Annotated in this window: 15 protein-coding genes; 6 read left to right on the forward strand and 9 right to left on the reverse strand. The window is 72.6% G+C overall.

Annotation, left to right across the window (positions count from 1 at the left end):
- The first annotated feature begins 14 nt into the window (after positions 1-14).
- Positions 15-863 (forward strand): LysR family transcriptional regulator, encoded by an 849-nt coding sequence (locus AB5J73_RS06605; protein WP_370968814.1) that lies wholly within the window; start codon positions 15-17, stop codon positions 861-863.
- Here AB5J73_RS06605 and AB5J73_RS06610 read toward each other — a convergent pair.
- Both AB5J73_RS06610 and AB5J73_RS06615 read right to left on the reverse strand, forming a co-directional pair.
- A complete protein-coding gene (locus tag AB5J73_RS06610; RefSeq protein WP_370968815.1) occupies positions 853-2,058 on the reverse strand; it encodes an amidohydrolase family protein in 1,206 nt (401 codons plus the stop codon). The genes AB5J73_RS06605 and AB5J73_RS06610 overlap by 11 nt on opposite strands.
- A gap of 14 nt (positions 2,059-2,072) precedes the next feature.
- Entirely contained in the window at positions 2,073-2,588 is a 516-nt protein-coding gene (locus AB5J73_RS06615) for a heme-binding protein (RefSeq protein ID WP_370968816.1), read from the reverse strand.
- A 155-nt stretch (positions 2,589-2,743) separates the two neighbouring features.
- Between AB5J73_RS06615 and AB5J73_RS06620 the strand changes: the two genes are divergently transcribed.
- Positions 2,744-3,844 (forward strand): sensor histidine kinase, encoded by a 1,101-nt coding sequence (locus AB5J73_RS06620; protein WP_370968817.1) that lies wholly within the window; start codon positions 2,744-2,746, stop codon positions 3,842-3,844.
- Entirely contained in the window at positions 3,841-4,464 is a 624-nt protein-coding gene (locus AB5J73_RS06625) for a response regulator (protein WP_370968818.1), read from the forward strand. Before AB5J73_RS06620 ends, AB5J73_RS06625 begins: the two co-directional genes overlap by 4 nt.
- Here AB5J73_RS06625 and AB5J73_RS06630 read toward each other — a convergent pair whose 3' ends face one another.
- Positions 4,465-5,460: an aldo/keto reductase gene (locus AB5J73_RS06630; protein WP_370968819.1), complete on the reverse strand. Its 996-nt coding sequence runs from the start codon at positions 5,458-5,460 to the stop codon at positions 4,465-4,467.
- Positions 5,461-5,507: 47 nt separating this feature from the next.
- Here AB5J73_RS06630 and AB5J73_RS06635 point away from each other — a divergent pair, with 47 nt between their 5' ends.
- On the forward strand, positions 5,508-6,824 hold the full coding sequence (locus AB5J73_RS06635; protein WP_370968820.1) for a PLP-dependent aminotransferase family protein: 1,317 nt from the start codon (positions 5,508-5,510) through the stop codon (positions 6,822-6,824).
- Positions 6,825-6,927: 103 nt separating this feature from the next.
- On the forward strand, positions 6,928-10,176 hold the full coding sequence (locus tag AB5J73_RS06640; protein WP_370968821.1) for a GH92 family glycosyl hydrolase: 3,249 nt from the start codon (positions 6,928-6,930) through the stop codon (positions 10,174-10,176).
- Between the two features lie 45 nt (positions 10,177-10,221).
- On the opposite strand, the gene AB5J73_RS06645 is transcribed toward AB5J73_RS06640, so the two are convergent.
- The 5 genes from AB5J73_RS06645 to AB5J73_RS06665 form a co-directional block, all read right to left on the reverse strand.
- Positions 10,222-11,133: an RNA polymerase subunit sigma-70 gene (locus tag AB5J73_RS06645; protein WP_370968822.1), complete on the reverse strand. Its 912-nt coding sequence runs from the start codon at positions 11,131-11,133 to the stop codon at positions 10,222-10,224.
- Between the two features lie 43 nt (positions 11,134-11,176).
- Complete coding sequence (locus tag AB5J73_RS06650; RefSeq protein WP_370968823.1) at positions 11,177-11,713, reverse strand: DUF4231 domain-containing protein; 537 nt, start codon at positions 11,711-11,713, stop codon at positions 11,177-11,179.
- A gap of 39 nt (positions 11,714-11,752) precedes the next feature.
- The gene (locus tag AB5J73_RS06655) at positions 11,753-12,811 is read right to left on the reverse strand and encodes a glycosyltransferase family 4 protein (RefSeq protein ID WP_370972969.1); all 1,059 of its coding nucleotides are present in this window, start codon (positions 12,809-12,811) and stop codon (positions 11,753-11,755) included.
- A gap of 87 nt (positions 12,812-12,898) precedes the next feature.
- Positions 12,899-14,371, reverse strand: a complete 1,473-nt coding sequence (locus tag AB5J73_RS06660; RefSeq protein ID WP_370968824.1) for a protein kinase — start codon at positions 14,369-14,371, stop codon at positions 12,899-12,901.
- 138 nt (positions 14,372-14,509) lie between these two features.
- Positions 14,510-15,310 (reverse strand): inositol monophosphatase, encoded by an 801-nt coding sequence (locus AB5J73_RS06665; RefSeq protein WP_370968825.1) that lies wholly within the window; start codon positions 15,308-15,310, stop codon positions 14,510-14,512.
- Between the two features lie 29 nt (positions 15,311-15,339).
- Here AB5J73_RS06665 and AB5J73_RS06670 point away from each other — a divergent pair, with 29 nt between their 5' ends.
- Positions 15,340-16,038: a creatininase family protein gene (locus tag AB5J73_RS06670; protein WP_370968826.1), complete on the forward strand. Its 699-nt coding sequence runs from the start codon at positions 15,340-15,342 to the stop codon at positions 16,036-16,038.
- Here the strand turns inward: AB5J73_RS06670 and ribA are convergent.
- Positions 16,027-16,677 (reverse strand): GTP cyclohydrolase II, encoded by a 651-nt coding sequence (ribA, locus tag AB5J73_RS06675; RefSeq protein WP_370968827.1) that lies wholly within the window; start codon positions 16,675-16,677, stop codon positions 16,027-16,029. The two genes, AB5J73_RS06670 and ribA, sit on opposite strands and share 12 nt — an antisense overlap.
- Between the last annotated feature and the right edge of the window lie 2 nt (positions 16,678-16,679).

Below are 16,679 nucleotides of genomic sequence, written 5' to 3' on the forward strand. Positions count from 1 at the left end.
CGATGGGGGATGCCATGGAACTGCGCCACCTGCGCACCTTCCGCGTGGTCGCGCGGACGCTCAACTTCACCCGCGCCGCCGGGGAACTGCACTACGCGCAGTCCAGCGTCACCGAGCAGATCCAGGCGCTGGAAGCGGAACTCGGGTCGAAGCTGTTCGACCGCGGGCGGCAGCTCCGGCTCACGGGCGCCGGGGAACGCCTGATCGACTACGCCGACCGGATGCTGTCGCTCGCCGAGGAAGCCAAGGCCGCGGTCGAGGAGAACCCGGGCGAACCCGAAGGCGAGCTGACCGTCGGCGCGCTGGAAACCCTGTGCGCGCACTGGATCCCGGAAATCTTCAGCGAATACCGGGCCAAGTGGCCGCGCGTGCGGCTGACGCTGGAAGAAGGCGGCCGCGGCGAGCTGTACCGAGCCGTGCGGCAGTCCGAAGTGGACGTCTGCTTCACCTTCGGCAGCCCGCCGGCCGACCCCGCGTTCGCGAGCGAAGTCCTCGGGGAAGAACCGCTCGTCGTCATCGTCCCGCCCGGACACCCCTTGGCGGAGAAGGAAACCCTGGTGCCCGAGGACCTGCGGGGAGTCGGGTTCCTCGCCACGCCGAAGGGGTGCGGCTTCCGGGAAATGCTGGACCGGCTCGACGGGCCCGTCGTCGAAACCGAGGTCGGCAGCCTCGCCGCGCTCGAGCGGTGCGTGGCCGCCGGGATGGGGTGCGGGCTCGTGCCCGCGCTCGCCGGCCGCGGCGCGGCGGTCGCCGTCCCCCTCGCCGGGGAGACGACCGCCGTCACCATGACCTGGCGCAAGCGGGACGAGCACAAGCCGAACGTCGCCGCGCTGCTCGCCACCGCCGGTCGCGTCAGGGCTTGAGCACCTCGAGACCGTCGGCCACGACGACGCCGTCGTGCAGCACGGTCCGGTCGCGGCCGCGGTCCATCACCGCGCTGGTCGGGGTTTCGCCGTCGACCAGCACCAGGTCCGCCCGGTCGCCGGCGGCCAGGCCCGGCCGGTCGCCGAGGCCGGCCAAGCGGGGGACGTCGTGGCTCATGATGGACGCGCCACCCATCGTCGCGACCGCCAGCGCCAGCTCGATGTCCGCGTCGCGGCGGAACCCGCGGGTGAACGCCAGCTGCCAGGTCCGGTCCAGCAGATCGCAGTTGCCGTACGGGCTCCAGTAATCACGCTGGCCGTCCTCGCCCAGCCCGACCCGCACGCCGGCGGCCACGAGGTCCAAAAGGGACAGCTGCCCGGCGGCGGACGGCGCCACCGTCGTCATCGCGACGTCGAGCTCGGCGAAGTCGTCGATCACCCGGCGGCTGACCGACTCGGAGATCGAGCCGAGGTCGTAGGCGTGGGACATCGTGACCTTGCCCCGCATGTCGAGCGCCCGGACGCGGTCGAGCACCAGGTCCGTCGAGAACAGGCCGAGGTGGCCGGGCTCGTGCAGGTGGATGTCGATCTCCGCCTGGTGCTTCTCGGCCAGGCCGAAGACCGCGTCCAGGTGGCCCTTGGGATCGCGGTCCACAGTGCACGGATCGATGCCGCCGATCACCGTCGCGCCGGACCGCATGGCCGCGTCGAGGACGTCCAGGGTGCCCGGCTCCCGCAGGATGCCCGCCTGCGCGAACGCCATGACGTGCACCTCGGCCTGGCCCGCGAACTTCTCCCGGGCGGCCAGCACGGCGTCGAGCTTCTCGAGCTCGCAGTCGACGTCGACCTGCGCGTAGCTGCGGACCCGGGTCGTGCCGTTGGCGATCATCCGCTCCAGCGTGCCCGCCACCCGCTCGGGCAGCGGGACCTCCGCCGAGCGCCAGTTCTCCCGGTCGTTCGTCATCATCGCCCAGACGCCCGGACCACCGGTGTGCGGCCGGAACGGCAGCCCGATGCGCGTCGAGTCGAGGTGCACGTGGACGTCGCTGAACGCCGGGAACAGCAGGCGGCCCCGGCCTTCGACCGCGCCGGGGACCGGCGCCGGATCGTGCGGGCGGACCGCCGCGATCCGGTCGCCGGTCAGCTCGACGTCACTGCGTTCCCCGCCCCAGGGCCGGACATCTCGGATCCACATGGGAGCCACGCTAGTCACTTGCCGAGCGCGTCCACGCCGGCCTGGGCGAACGACTCGTCCTGCGCGCCGGAGGGCGCACCGGCGACGCCGATCGCCGCGATCGGGGTGGTGCCCGCGGTCACCGGAACGGCGCCGGCCAGGAACAGCGTGCCGTCGATGTCCTTCAGCGTCGGGGTCTGCTGGAGGCGCCCGGCCAGTTCGGACGTCTTCGCGTTCCACGAGACCGCCGTGAACGCCTTCTGCTGCGCCGAGCTGTAGGACTGCGGGCCGGCGCCGTCGCCGCGCAGGGTCAGGACGGTGTTGCCGTCGCGGTCCACCACGGCGACCGACACGTGCTGGCCGGCCTTGGTGGCGGCGTCCAGCGCGGCCTGCGCGCCCTTCGAAGCGGCCGCGATGGACAGGTGCGAGGTCTGGATGGTGTTCTTGCCGCCCGCCGGGGCCGCGGTGGCCGAGACGGCACCGACGGTGGTGGCGCCGACGGCGGCCAGCCCGGCGACGGTGGCGGCGATGCGGGTGCGGGTCGAGATCACGGTCTGCTCCTCTGGTCGGGGTTCGATGGCTCCAGCTTCCGCCCGCCACCGGGTCCTTTTCGTCATCAAACCGATCGACACCGAGGTCATCCGTTCGGCTGATGCGCGAGCATCGGGGCTGATCAAGGCTGGTTCTGAAGCCGAAAGGAGCGAGCATGGACGGCATGAGCGGAGCCGACGCCGACACGCGATGGCTCGCCGCCGTCATGCACTCGGCGTTCCTGCTGCTGGTGCTCGCGTCGGCGGTGCGGTTCCTGACCCGCCACGAAGGCACCCCCCTCCAGCCGTGGGTGATCGGGTTCACCGCGGCACTGGTCGTCGCGTACGGCGCCGGCTTGGTCGTCGAGCGGCACCTGGTCTGGCTGACCGTCGTGCTGGCGCTGTGGATCGTCCTGGTGGTGCTCGCCCCCAGCTTCGCCTGGTCGGCGATCCCGCTGCTGGTCACCGGCCTGCGCACGCTGCCGACCGGGCAGGCGCTCGCCCTCGTCGCCGTGATCACGGCGCTGGTCGTCGTGTCGCAGAACCGGCTGGCCGACGGCTTCGACCCGAACCTGACCATCGTGCCGATCGCCATCGCCGCGGTCACCGCCGCGGTGATCACCTTCATGCGGCGGCAGGCCGAGCGGCTGCGCGAATCCGAGCGCCGCGCCGGCGTGCTCGCCGAGCGCCACCGCGTGTCCCGGGAGCTCCACGACGCCCTCGCGCAGGGCCTGTCCAGCCAGGCGATGCTGCTGCAGGCCGCCGACCAGGCGTGGGAGCGGCCCGAGCTGGCCCGCGAGCACCTGCGTGCCGCGCAGCGCGTCGGCGCGGGCAACCTGTCGGAAGCACGCCGGCTCGTGCAGGACCTCGCGCCCGCCGACCTCGCCGACGCCACGCTCGAAGCGGCGTTGCGCGCGGTCGCCGGCCGGGCGGGGCTGCCGGTGACGGTCCGCATCGACGGCGACGAGCGGCCGCTGCCGGAGCGCGTCCAGTCCACTGTGGTCCGGATCGCCCAAGGCGCGCTGGCGAACGCGCGCGAGCACGCCGAGGCCGGCAGCGTCGTGCTCACCCTCACCTACCTCGACGACCAGGTCGTGCTCGACGTCGCCGACGACGGCCGGGGGTTCGTCGAGCGAGCACCCGGAGGTGACCGGGGGCACGGGCTGCCCGCCATGCGGGTCCGCGCCCAGCAGCTCGGTGGCAAGCTGACCGTGGAGTCCGAGCCCGGCCAGGGCACGGTCATTTCGGCCGCGATCCCCGTGGAGGCAGCGCAGTGACGATCCGGGTTCTGGTCTGCGACGACCACGCCGTCGTCCGCGCCGGGCTGAAAGCGCTGCTCGCGGGTGCGGACGGCATCGAGGTCGTCGCCGAAACCGCGAGCGGGGAGGAAGCCGTCGCGACCGCCGCCGCCGTGCACCCCGACGTCGTCCTGATGGACATCCAGCTCGGCGCCGGCATCGACGGGATCGAGGCCACCCGCCGGATCCGGAGCACCCCCAGTGCGCCCCGGATCCTCGTGCTGACGACCTACGACACCGACGCGGACATCAGCCGCGCGATCGCCGCCGGGGCCACCGGCTACCTGCTGAAAGCCGGGTCGGCGACCGAGCTGTACGCGGCGATCGAGGCGGCCGCGGCCGGGCGGACCGCGGTGTCCCCGCCGGTCGCCGACCGGATGATGGCGCGGCTGCGCGCCCCGCGGCCCACGTTGACCGCACGGGAACTGGACATCCTTCGCCGGCTCGCCGAGGGGCTCGGCAACCGCGAGATCGCCCGTGCGCTGTTCATCAGCGAAGCGACGGTGAAGACGCACCTGAGCCGGATCTACGGAAAGCTCGAAGTCGACACCCGGGCCGGCGCCGTCGCGGTCGCCAAGGAACAACGGCTGCTGGACTGATCAGGCGTTGTCCAAAAGGGACACCTGCGCCTCGGTCAGGTCCAAGGTGAACGCCGGGGCGATCGACTCGTAGTGCTCCCACGTCCGCGGGCCGATCAGCGGGATCACTCCCTTGTGGAGCAACCACGCCAGCGCCACCTGGTTGCCGGAAGCTCCCAGCTCGGAAGCCACCTCGGCCACCGCGGCCAGCCGCGCTTCCGAGTCCGGACCGGCGTACGCACGCCAGATCGGGGTCGACTCGCGGTACGCCGCGTCGTCGTAGATCCCGCGCAGCAGGGCGGAATACGCCGCCAGGGAGACGTCCGGGTGCCGGGCGAGCCAGTCCAGCAGCTCGCCGCCCGCGATCGAGGGCACGTCGGCACCCGTCGGGCGCAGGTACGAGTGCTGGACCTGGACCGCCACCGGGGCCGCCCACCCGTTGGCCAGCGCCAGTGACCGGATGCGCTCCAGCCGCCACGCCCGGACGTTGCTCCAGCCCGTGTAGCGGACCTTGCCCGCCCGGACCAGATCGTCCAAAGCGGACAGTGTCTCCTCCAGCGGCTCACGGCGGAGGTCGACGTGGACGTAGTACAGGTCGATGTGGTCCGTTCCCAAGCGCCGCAGGCTTTCCTCCGCCGAGCGCCGGATCACCGCGGCGCTCGCGCCTTCGTAGGTCCGCTCCCGGGCGACCCAGTCCGTCGTGCCGTCCGCGCGGGCGGCGGCGCGGGCCGCGGGCAGGTCCGTGGGCTGCGCGGAGACCTTCGTCGCCAGGAAGACGCGGTCCCGCCAGCCCTTCAGCAGCTTGCCGAGGAGCGCTTCGCTCTCACCGCCGGTGCAGGACGGCCCCGCCCACCACGCGTAGCAGTTCGCCGTGTCGAGGAAGTCGCCACCGGCGTCGAGGTACGCGTCCAGGATGCGGGCCGACGCCGGTTCGTCCGTCGACGTGCCCATCGTCATGCAGCCCAGCGACACCTGGCTGACGTGCTGACCGGTCCGGCCCAGTTCCACCTTCTTCATGGGAACGAACCTAAGCGAGGATCGGTCCGGTACTACAGTCCAATGACGTGGCCGGATCACAGACCAATTGGGGCGTCCTGCTGGAACTGACCGGGCCGGGGCCGAAGCACGAACAGCTCGCGCGCGCCCTGCGCAAGGCGATCCGGGGGCTCGAAGACCGGGTCGCCGTGCCGCCGAGCCGTCAGCTCGCCGCCGATCTCGGCTGCTCGCGGTGGGTCGTGACGCAGGCGTACGCCCAGCTCGTCGCCGAGGGGTACCTCGACGGGCGCACCGGATCCGCCACGCGCGTGCGGCGGGTCGGCGACGCCGTCGCGGCCGAGCCGCCGGTCCGGCGGACGCCGCCGCGGTACGACCTCGCCCCCGGGCTGCCCGACCTGCGGCACTTCCCGCGGCAGCGGTGGGCGGACGCCGTGCGCGGGGTGCTCACGACCGTGCCGCACACCGACTTCGGGTTGCCCGAACCGGGCGGCCACCCCCGGCTGCGGCAGGTCCTGAGTGCTTACCTGCGGCGGGTCCGCGGCGCCGAGACGGACAACGTCGTGGTCTGCGGCGGTGTCACCGACGGCGTCACCCGCGTTTGCCGCGCCCTGCAGGAGAAGGGCGTCACCCGGCTGGCCGTCGAAGATCCCGGGTGGACGCGGCTGCACCGCGCGGCCGCGGCGGCCGGGATGGCGATCGATCCGGTGCCGGTCGACGAGGAGGGCATCGACGTCGGCCGGATCCCGGGCGGCACGCGGGCCGTGCTCGTCACGCCGGCGCACCAGTTCCCCACCGGCGTCGTCCTTTCGCCCCGGCGGCGCGCCGAACTCCTCGCCTGGGCAAGGGAAGCCGACGGGCTCGTCCTCGAGGACGACTACGACGCCGAGTTCCGGTACGACCGGCGGCCGGTCGGCACCGTCCAGGGCACCGATCCGGGCCGGGTCGCGCTCTTCGGGTCCGTCAGCAAGACGCTCAGCCCGGCGCTCGGGCTCGGCTGGGCGGTCGTCCCGCCACAGTGGACGCTCACCGGACACGCGCCGCCCGTGGTCGACCAGCTGGCGCTCGCCGGGTTCGTCGGGAGCGGCGGCTACGACCGGCACCTCCGGGCCGCGCGGCTGCGGTACCGCGCGCGGCGCGACCGGCTCGTCGAGGCGCTCGGGCCCGCCCGGCTCTCCGGCGCGGCCGCCGGGCTCCACCTCGTGCTGCACCTCGACCGGGACGCGAAAGCCGTCGTGCGGGCGGCGCACGAGAACGGCGTGAAGGTGGCCGATCTCGACGACTACCGCGCCGCGCCCGGCGAGCCCGCGCTCGTCCTCGGCTACGGCAACCTCGCCGACAACGCTGTCGGCGAGGCCGCCCGGTTGCTGCGTCAAGCGGCCGGTTGAGGTCTTCCAAAAGCCGCATCCAGGTGGCAAGGTGGCTCACCGACCGCGGGCCTGACCGCCGGTCGACGTTTGACAACGTTGTCATCTCCTGGGAGGTGCGCCCATGTGGTCGCAGAGCAGACGGATCGCCGCCGCGGTGGCCGCGGGGGTGGTGGTCGTCGGCCTGGCCCCCGCCGCGGCGCAGGCCGCGCCCGCCCCGGCGGATCCGGTGAGCCTGGTCAACCCGTTCGTCGGCACGCAGAACTTCGGCAACACGTTCCCCGGCGCGAGCGCGCCCTTCGGCATGGTGCAGGTCAGCCCGGACACCGGCGGTCAGGGCGGCTACGACTACCTGCAGAACGCGATCTACGGCTTCAGCCAGACGCACCTGTCCGGCGTCGGCTGCGGGGTGATGGGCGAGCTGCCGATCATGCCGACCACCGGCGCCGTCGACAGCGTGGACAAGAACGCCTACAAGTCCGAGTACAGCCACGACGACGAGCACGCCGAGCCCGGCTACTACCGCGTCGGCTTGAAGAAGTACGGCGTGAACGCCGAGCTGACGGCGACCGCGCGCACCGGCTGGCAGCGCTACACGTTCCCCTCGACCGGACAGGCGAACGTCCTGTTCAACACCGGCCAGGCCAACCAGTCCGTGAAGGACTCCGAAATCCACGTCGTCGGCGACCGGACGCTGGAAGGACGGGTCAAAGCCGGCGGGTTCTGCGCCGGGCACGACGAGCACACCGTCTACTTCACCGCGACCTTCGACCGGCCGTTCAGCTCGTTCGGCACCTGGCGCGATTCGACGCGCACCCCGGGCAGCCGCGACGCCGCGGGCACCGGCGGCAACGGCGCGTGGGCCGGCTTCGACGCGACCACCGACCACGACGTCGTGCTCAAGGTCGGCCTGTCCTACACCGGGCTCGACGGCGCGCGGAAGAACCTCGCCGCGGAGACGTCGGACAGCTACGACTTCGACGCCACCCGCGCGGCGCTGCACCAGCAGTGGGCCGACCGGCTCGGCGCGATCAAGATCGCCGGCGGCACCACCGACCGGCAGACGGCGTTCTACACCGCGCTCTACCACGCGCAGCTGCACCCGAACCTGGCCGGCGACACCGATGGCGCGTACACCGGGTTCGACGGCAAGGTGCACACCGCGAGCGGCTACACGCCGTACCAGAACTTCTCGCTGTGGGACACCTACCGGCCGCAGAACCAGCTGCTCGAAATGCTCGAACCGCAGGTCGCGCGGGACGTCGCGCTGTCGGTCGTGGCCATCGGCCGCGACGGCGGGTGGCTGCCGCGCTGGGCGCTGGCCGAGAGCGAAACCAACATCATGACCGGCGACCCGGTGACGCCGTTCCTCGTCGAGGCGTGGTCGAAGGGCCTGCTCGCCGGGCACGAAGAAGAGGCGTACGCGCTGCTCAAGAAGAACGCGACGAGCACCCCGCCCGCCGATTCGCCGTACAACGGCCGCTCCGGCGTGAACCACTACAACGACCGCGGGTACATCCCGAGCGGCCTGGAGCTCGGCAAGGACTGCGCGGCCAAGGGCGGGGACAACGACTGCGAGCACCCGGCGTCGGCGACCATGGAGTACGCCGCGGCGGACGCGTCGCTCGCGCTGATGGCCCGCGGGCTCGGCCACCAGGCCGACGCGAAGCTGTTCACCGACCGCGGCCAGTGGTACCGCAACCTGTGGGACTCCTCGATCCAGCAGTTCCGCCCGCGCACCACCGAGGGCACGTTCCTCACGCCGTACAACCCGGTCGACGCCGACCACCAGTTCCACGAAGGCGGCGCCTACCAGTACCAGTGGCTCGTTCCGCAGGACCCGGCCGGGCTGGTCTCGCTGATGGGCGGCCGCACGTCGACGGAGAAGCGGCTCGACTCCTTCTTCGCGTACGGCAACCTCTTGCAGGACCCGGCGGGCACCGCGCGGAAGGACTGGATCGCGAGCCCGTACGACTACTACGGCAAGGCGACCTACAACCCGAACAACGAACCCGACCTGCTCGCGCCCTACATGTACAACTGGGTCGGCGCGCCGGCGAAGACGGCGACCGTCGTCCGCGCGGCGATGACGTTGTTCACCACCGGCCCCGACGGCATGACCGGCAACGACGACCTCGGCACGATGTCCGCCTGGTACGTCTTCTCCTCGCTCGGCCTGTACCCGACGATGAGCGGCGCGAACTTCCTCGCGGTGTCGAGCCCGCAGTTCGAGTCGGCGACCGTCCGGATCGGACAGTACGGGCGCCTCCAGGGCGGCACGCTGACCGTGAACGCGCCGGGCGCTTCTGACGCGAACCGGTACATCCAGAGCGTGTCGCTGAACGGCCGTGACGTCCGGCAGACGTCGCTGGACTGGTCCGCGCTGGCGCACGGCGGGACGCTTTCGCACAAGCTCGGGTCCAAGCCGTCCTCGTGGGGCACGTCGCCGGGCGCGACACCGCCTTCGGTGAACAACGCGGCCGGTGACTCGCGGCGGCACGTCGACGCGTCGCTGCGGCAGACATCCGTGGTGATCCCGGCGGGGACGGCGCAGCAGGTGCACCTCGACCTGGACGTGCTGGCCCAGAACCCGGCGCTGCAGCCGGTGACGGTTTCGGTGTCCGCGCCTTCGAAGTGGAAGGCCCAGGTCCAGCCGCTGCAGCTGATCTGGTCGGGGCGGCTGCCGGTGCAGAAGACCGCGCCGATCACGGTCACGGTGCCGGCCGGGACCGCGCCGGGGACGTACCCGGTGCAGGTCAAGGTGTCGGGGCTGGGCGCGAACAGCGTTTCGCGGTCGGCGACGGTCGAGGTCCGGACGCCGTCGGTGTGCGCGTCTTCGGGCGCGCAGTGCGCGGTGGACCTCGCCCGCGACCTCAACCACGACGGCACGGCCACGGTGGCGGCGTCCACGGAGGGCAACTTCGACGGCGGCGGCTGGAGCTACGACGCTTCCCTGCTCCCGGCGGCGGGCCCGGTGGTCTGGGACGGCGTCACCTACGCGGCGCCGGACGCTTCGGGGACTTCGCCCAACTTCGTGGAGGCCCGCGGGCAATCGCTGCTGCTGCCGGCCGGGCAGCACGCCGCGCTGAAGCTGGTCGGGGCGTCGCACAACGGGCCGGTGTCGACGACGCTGACCGCGCACTACACCGACGGGACCAGCGCCGATCTGGCCGTGACCTTCGGGGACTGGGCGGGGTCCGGTTCGCCGGTCGTGCTCGAGATGCCGCACCGGATCAAGGCCGGCAGCGGCGTCGACGGGCCGCCGGTCCGGCTGTTCGGGATCTCGGCCGCGTTGGACGGCGGGAAGACCGTCCAGTCGGTGAGCCTGCCGAACGACCCGAGGGTGGAGATCTACGCGCTCACCCTGGCCTGACCACCGGTCGTGAGTGAGAAACAGGGTTGGAACACTGTTTCTCACTCACGACCGGCCGCGGGGGGGGAATCGGGCGACCAGGTCGGGGAAGCCGAAGACCGTGATGCGGGCGATGCCGCCGCGGGCGGTGGTGAGCACCGCGAGCCCGAACGGCTCGCCGCGGTACCAGGCCGCCGCCGCGGGCTGGCCGTTCGCCCGGGCCGGGGTCATCCGCCAGTCGCCCGGCTCGCCGATCACGTGGCGCAGGAACGCCAGGCACGTCCGCTTCCCCGCGAACCACGACCGCGACGGCACCGGCTCGATCACCGCGTCCTCGCGCAGGATCCGCTCCAGCGCGGCCAGGTCGGAACGGACGAACGCGCTCACATAGCGGTCCAGCAGCGCGAGCTGCTCCGGCTCGGTCAGCGTCCCGGCCGGCGCACCGGTGTCCAGCCGCGCGCGGGCTCGCTGGAGCGTGCTCTTCACCGCCGCGACGCTCGTGCCGAGCATCTCCGCGACCTCCGCCGCCGGGAACGCCAGCACCTCGCGCAGGATGAGAACCGCACGCTGCCTCGGCGGGAGGCGCTGGAGGCCGGCGATCAGGGCGAGGCGGACGCCGTCGCGGGCCACCGCGATGGCCGCCGGGTCCGCGGACTCCGGGGTGATCAGCGCGTCCGGGATCGGGCGGGGCCAGGCGTCGCCCGGCTCGGCCGGGGACGGCGGGGTGTCCGGGTCGGTCGCGGGCGCGCCCAGGCCGGACGGCAGCGGGCGGCGGGCGCGCTGCTCCAGCGCCGTCAGGCACGCGTTCGTCGCGATCCGGAAGAGCCACGTCCGCACCGACGCGCGGCCCTCGAACCGGTCGTACGCCCGCCACGCGCGCAGGTACGTCTCCTGCACCACGTCCTCGGCCTCGTCCGGGGTGCCGAGCATGCGGTAGCAGTGCGCCAGCAGCTCACGCCGGTACGGCTCGAAATCCACGACCACACCTTTGCCGACCGGCGCGGACGGCGAAAGGAATCGCTCAGGCCCGGATCTCGGGCGACTGGGGTGGCCGGTCGAGGCGGCGGAACTCGACCCACTGGCGGCTCGCGTCGGCCCACGTCACCTGGTGCCGGTCGAAGAACTCCTGCAACCGCGCGCGGCTCAGCTCGGCCGTCGGCGTCCCGACGAGGTAGTAGTCCATCTCGTCGCGGATCCGGTTGAGGTTGTAGCGGGTCTCCTCCATCAGCACCCAGCGCGAACGCCAGTTGAAGAACGTTTCGAGCCCGCCGAGCACGGTGACCAGCGCGACCATCGGCAGGGCGATCGACGCGCGGGCCGGGATCTCCTGGATGCCGAGCACCACCGTCGACGCCGCGGTGAGCAGGAGCGCGGCCACCCGGACGATCGACGCGCGCTGCCGAAAGCGGCGTTTGCGCGTGTCGGCCCAGTCCATGTCGGCCGACACGAGATCGCGGAAGCCCAGGAGCTGGTCGCGCAGCGGGCGGTCCGGCTCGCGCCCGGCGACTTCGAGGAACCCGCGTTCGGAATCGAGGTGGTGGTCGGGTGGGGACGCCATCGCGCCAGGTTGGCGGAGCCGCGCCCGCCGCGGCAAGCGTCAGGCGACGATCCGGGGTTCGGACGCCAGCCGCGAGAGCACGTGGGTGAGCCGGCGCGCGGCCACGTCCCACTCCTCCAGCGCGCTGCCGCGGCCCAGCGCCGCCGTGCGCAGGGAGCGGCGCAGTTCCGGGTCGGCGTACCAGCGGTGCAGCGCGTCCGCGAGCGAGAACGGGTCGTCCGGCTCCACCAGCAGGCCGGGGACCTCGCCGTCGGCGTCGACGCCGAGCGCGTCGTACACGCCGCCGACCTCGGTCGCCAGCACCGGGATGCCCCGGGCCAGCGCCTGCGCGACGAACATGCCGGACGTCGCCGCGCGGGACGGGATGACCAGCAGGTCCGCCGCGTTGTAGGCGGCGCCGAGGTCGACCGCGTCGCCGGCCAGGGTGATCCGGCCGCCGAGCCCGAGGCGCTCGATCGACCAGTGCAGCTCGTCGACGTATGCCGGGTCCGCGGCCAGCGAGCCGGTGAAGACGCAGGAAAGCGCGAGGTGGTCCACCTCGCCGAGGGCCTGGACCAGCAGGTCCTGGCCGTTGCGGCGGGTCACGTCGCCGACGCAGAGCAGCCGGGAGACGCCGTCGGCGCCCGCCGCGAGCGGGGCCGCGTCGGTGCCGGGCCGGGCGACGTAGACGCGGCCGGGGTCCAGGTCGTGGCGGTCGATCAGCAGCCGGGCGAGCCACGGGCTGGTCGCGACGACCATCCCGGCCATCCGCAGCGTCTCGCGCTCGCACGCGTCCAGCTCCGCGGCGTGCGAGGGATCGAGGCCGGGCTCGTCGGCCAGCGCCTGGTGCACCAGCACGGCCAGCCGCAACCGCCGCGCGTGCGGGACGACGATCTCCGGCACGCCCGAGGCGATCATGCCGTCGAGCAGCACGACCGTCCGGTCGGGCAGCGCCGCCAGCGACCGCGCGAGCCGGCGTCTCGACGCCGCGTCCGGCTCCGGCCAGTCGCCGTCGATCGGCAGTTCGAGCACCGGCTGCCCGACGGCGGGCAGGTTCTGGCACATGCGCTTGTCGTACGTGTCGCTGCCCGGTGGGGCGGCCGGGAGGATGAACACCATCGGGTCGGCAGGCCTCATCGCTCAACCTCCAGCGTGGATCGACGGCGGGACGCCTCATCCGTCACACGCGGCCGGAGCCGTGATGGTTCAGCTCTGGGCGTCGATCTTCCAGACGCCGCCTTCCTGGACCAGCGTGAAGGTGTCGGTCTCGCCCTTGCCGCCGTCGTAGAGGACGTGCGCGGTGACCCGGCCCGGGCCGATCTCCCGCACGCTGTCGGCCTTCACCGACTTGTACTGCCGCCAGAAGTTCTGGTAGGTCGCCAGCGTCTGCTTGCGCGACGCCTTGAAGCGGTCCGTGAGCAGGTTCCACGCCTCCGCTGTGTTGTTCGGGAGCAACGCGTAGTAGGCGCTGAGGGCGTCGGCGGCGGTCTTCGTCGAAGCCACGCTCGAAACCGGCGGCGAGGTGGGCGGGGCCGACGTCGTGGGCGTCTCCGACGCGGACGACGGTGCCGGGGACGGCGACCCCGACGGGGTGACCGAAGCCGAGGTGGATGGCGGTGCCGACGCCGGCGGGGCCGCGTTGTCGGCCGGCGGCTTCTGGCGGACGACCAGCAGGATCGCCACCACGACCGCGACGCACAGCAGCGCCGCGCCCGCCCCGACGGCGATCAGGCCCTTGCGCGCGCCCGGCGACACGGCGGCGACCTCGCCCGCGGGCACGGCAACCGCGGCGGGCACCGGCGGCAGCGCGGGCGGTTCGGTCTCCGGGAGCGTCGCCGCGAGCACCGACTCCCCGGGCTCCGCGTCCGGCAGCAGCGCGACCAGCTCCCGCTCGACCTCGTCCATCGACGGCCGTTCGGCCGGTTCGGACGCGAGCATCCGCAGCAGCAGCGGGGTCAGCCTGCCCGCCTTCTCCGGCGGCTCGATCTCGCCGCTGGACGCCTTGTAGAGCAAGGCGATCGGGTTGTCGGCCGTACCGTACGGCGGCTTCCCTTCGACCGCCGCGTACAGCGTGGCGCCGAGGGAGAAGACGTCGGCGGCGAAGCTCGCGTCTTCGCCGCGGGCCACTTCCGGCGCGAGGTACGCGGGCGTGCCGGCGATCTCGCCGGTGGCCGTCAGCTTGACGTCACCGATCGCGCGGGAGATGCCGAAGTCGGTGATCTTCGCCGTGCCGTCCTCGGAGACCAGGATGTTGGCCGGCTTCACGTCGCGGTGCACGACCCCGACGCGGTGCGCGCCGGCCAGCGCGGAACTGATCTGCGCGCCGACGCGGATGGCGTCGTCGACCGTCGTCGGCTCCTCGCGGATCAGGACCGCGAAACTCTTCGACGGCAGGTATTCCATGATCAACCACGGCCGGTCCTCCTCTTCGAGGACGGCGAACACGGTGATCGCGTGGGAATGCTGCAGCCGGGCGGCGATCCGCGCCTCGCGCATCGCGCGGTTCTTCGCCTCTTCCGTGCGGTGCTCGTCATGGTCGTGGGGCAGCAGGAGTTCCTTGATCGCCACGGTGCGGTCGAGCTTCTCGTCCTGGGCCCGCCACACGGTGCCCATCGCGCCGCCGCCGATCGGCTCGAGCAGCCGGTACCGATCGCGGATCCGGCGACTTTCCACGAGCATCCACCATTCTCCGAAGTGGCCGAGAGATCCGGTCAGCATGCCAGCCGCGGCGGCCGACCGGTACCAACCTAACCGAAAACCTTGCACGGGCAGTGCAATCGCGCGCTGTGGCGCCGCCCACCCGGATACCCGCGAATACTAACGAACAACCCCGAACGCACGATCAAGTGCGTCCACGATCTCCTTGCGCAGCCCGGCGCCGACGGCGATCGTCGCCGCGGAACCGACCGTGTGCTCGCTGCCGTCGCGGTCGACGACGGCGCCGCCCGCCTCGCGCACGAGCAGCACGCCCGCCATGGTGTCCCAGGGGTTGTTGGACAGGATCAGTGCGGCGTCGAGCTTTCCGTCCGCCGTCCACGAGAGGTCGACCGCCGCGGTGCCGAGCATCCGGATCTTCTGCGCCCGCGCGCCGAGGTCGGTCAGCAACGACAGCCGCGCGCGGTTCTTCTCCTCGGCGAGTTCGCCGATCGCGAAGTCACCCACCGCGATCATGGCGTCGGACATGTCCGTCGCCGTCGACGCGCCGATCCGCTCCCCGTTGGCGAAGGCCCCTTCGCCGCGCGCGGCGGTGTACGTGACGCCGAGGTACGGCAGGGCGATCGCGGCGACCGTGCTGTGCTCGCCGTCCACCAGGGCCAGGGAAATCCCGCAGAGCGGAATCCCGCGGGCGAAGTTCGCGGTCCCGTCGATCGGGTCGAGGGCCCACCAGCGCTCGCCGCCGGCCCCGCTGCGGCCGCGCTCCTCGCCGAGGAACCCGATTTCCGGGGTTTCGGCGGCGAGGAACTCCCGCAGCGCGTCCTCGACGGCGGTGTCGACGTCGGTCACCAGGTCGCGATCGCCTTTCGCGGAAACGGAAAAGGTCGGGCGCGACCGGACGATCCCGGTCGCCTTCGCCACGGCTTCGCGCGCGACGGCCAGCAGTGCGGCATGCTCGGTCATGCCACCCAACATAGAGAACGGACGCGCTCATGACCGATCTGTTCCCGCTCGCGACCACCGCCGACGAGCAGGAGCGGCGGGCGTCGGTCGCGGTGCTGCCGATCGGCAGCTTCGAGCAGCACGGCGCGCACCTCCCCCTGGCCACCGACACGGTCATCGCGGCGACGCTGGCGAAAGCCGTCGCCGGTGCCTACCCCGTGCTCCACCTGCCGCCGATCACGATCTCGTGCTCGCACGAACACGCGGGGTGGGCCGGCACGGTGAGCGTTTCGGCCCGCACGCTGCACGCCGTCGTCACCGATGTCGCCGAGTCGCTCAAGGCGTCCGGCGTGGACCGGCTCGTGCTGGTCAACGGGCACGGCGGCAACTACGTACTGTCCAATGTGGTCCAGGAGGCGGGCGGCGCGATGGCGTTGTTCCCCGGCGTCGCCGACTGGCAGGCGGCGCACACCGCGGCCGGCCTGCGGACGTCGCTGGACGACGACATGCACGCCGGCGAGCTGGAGACGTCGATCCTGCTGCACGCGCACCCGCACCTGGTCCGGCCCGGCTACGAGGGCGCCGACCACGTCACCGACCGGGAGCACCTGCTGACGCGGGGCCTGCGGGCGTACACGGAGTCGGGGGTGGTCGGCCGTCCCTCGCTGGCGACCGCGGCGAAGGGGCACGTCCTGCTGGACACGCTGGTCCAGCGTTTCGCCGGTGTCTTGGACGCGTTAGGCGCCTGAGAAAGCCTGGTCCAGGTGCGGGAGCAAGTGGGCCATCCGCTCGGCCTTCGTGCGGAGGTAGCGCAGGCTCTCCGGGTTCGGCGGAACCAGCAACGGAACCTGCTCGCTGATCCGGATTCCGTAGCGCGTCAGCTGTTCGACCTTCTCCGGGTTGTTCGACAGCAGCCGCACCGACCGGACCCCCAGGTCCTGCAGGATGCCCGCCGCCGCGTGGTAGTCGCGGGCGTCGATCGGCAGGCCGAGCGCGACGTTCGCGTCGACCGTGTCGAGGCCTTCGTCCTGCAGCCGCATCGCCTTCAGCTTCGCGAGCAGGCCGATCCCGCGGCCCTCGTGGCCCTGGACGTAGACCAGCACGCCCGAGCCCTCCTCGACGATCCGATCCAGCGCCGCCGCCAGCTGGTCGCCGCACTCGCAGTGCGTCGAGCCGAAGACGTCGCCGGTCAGGCACTCGCTGTGCACGCGGGTCAGCGTGCCCAGCTCGCTGATCTCGCCGTACACCAGCGCGACCTGCTCGGTGCCGGCCCGGTCGAGGTAGCCGACCGCGCGGAACGTCCCGTGCCGGGTCGGCAGCCGGGTCTCGACGACCCGCTCGACCACGGCCCGGTGCGGCACGTCCCCGATGACGTCGCTTGCGGTCATCT

The sequence above is a fragment of the Amycolatopsis sp. cg9 genome (genome assembly GCF_041346945.1).
Taxonomy (GTDB): Bacteria; Actinomycetota; Actinomycetes; order Mycobacteriales; family Pseudonocardiaceae; genus Amycolatopsis.

Coding starts and splice junctions, on each gene's coding strand:
- AB5J73_RS06605 (WP_370968814.1), top strand. CDS start 15: ATGGAACTGCGCCACCTGCGCACCTTCCGCGTGGTCGCGCGGACGCTC.
- AB5J73_RS06610 (WP_370968815.1), bottom strand. CDS start 2,058: ATGTGGATCCGAGATGTCCGGCCCTGGGGCGGGGAACGCAGTGACGTC.
- AB5J73_RS06620 (WP_370968817.1), top strand. CDS start 2,744: ATGGACGGCATGAGCGGAGCCGACGCCGACACGCGATGGCTCGCCGCC.
- AB5J73_RS06630 (WP_370968819.1), bottom strand. CDS start 5,460: ATGAAGAAGGTGGAACTGGGCCGGACCGGTCAGCACGTCAGCCAGGTG.
- AB5J73_RS06640 (WP_370968821.1), top strand. CDS start 6,928: ATGTGGTCGCAGAGCAGACGGATCGCCGCCGCGGTGGCCGCGGGGGTG.
- AB5J73_RS06650 (WP_370968823.1), bottom strand. CDS start 11,713: ATGGCGTCCCCACCCGACCACCACCTCGATTCCGAACGCGGGTTCCTC.
- AB5J73_RS06655 (WP_370972969.1), bottom strand. CDS start 12,811: ATGGTGTTCATCCTCCCGGCCGCCCCACCGGGCAGCGACACGTACGAC.
- AB5J73_RS06660 (WP_370968824.1), bottom strand. CDS start 14,371: ATGCTCGTGGAAAGTCGCCGGATCCGCGATCGGTACCGGCTGCTCGAG.
- AB5J73_RS06665 (WP_370968825.1), bottom strand. CDS start 15,310: ATGACCGAGCATGCCGCACTGCTGGCCGTCGCGCGCGAAGCCGTGGCG.
- AB5J73_RS06670 (WP_370968826.1), top strand. CDS start 15,340: ATGACCGATCTGTTCCCGCTCGCGACCACCGCCGACGAGCAGGAGCGG.
- ribA (WP_370968827.1), bottom strand. CDS start 16,677: ATGACCGCAAGCGACGTCATCGGGGACGTGCCGCACCGGGCCGTGGTC.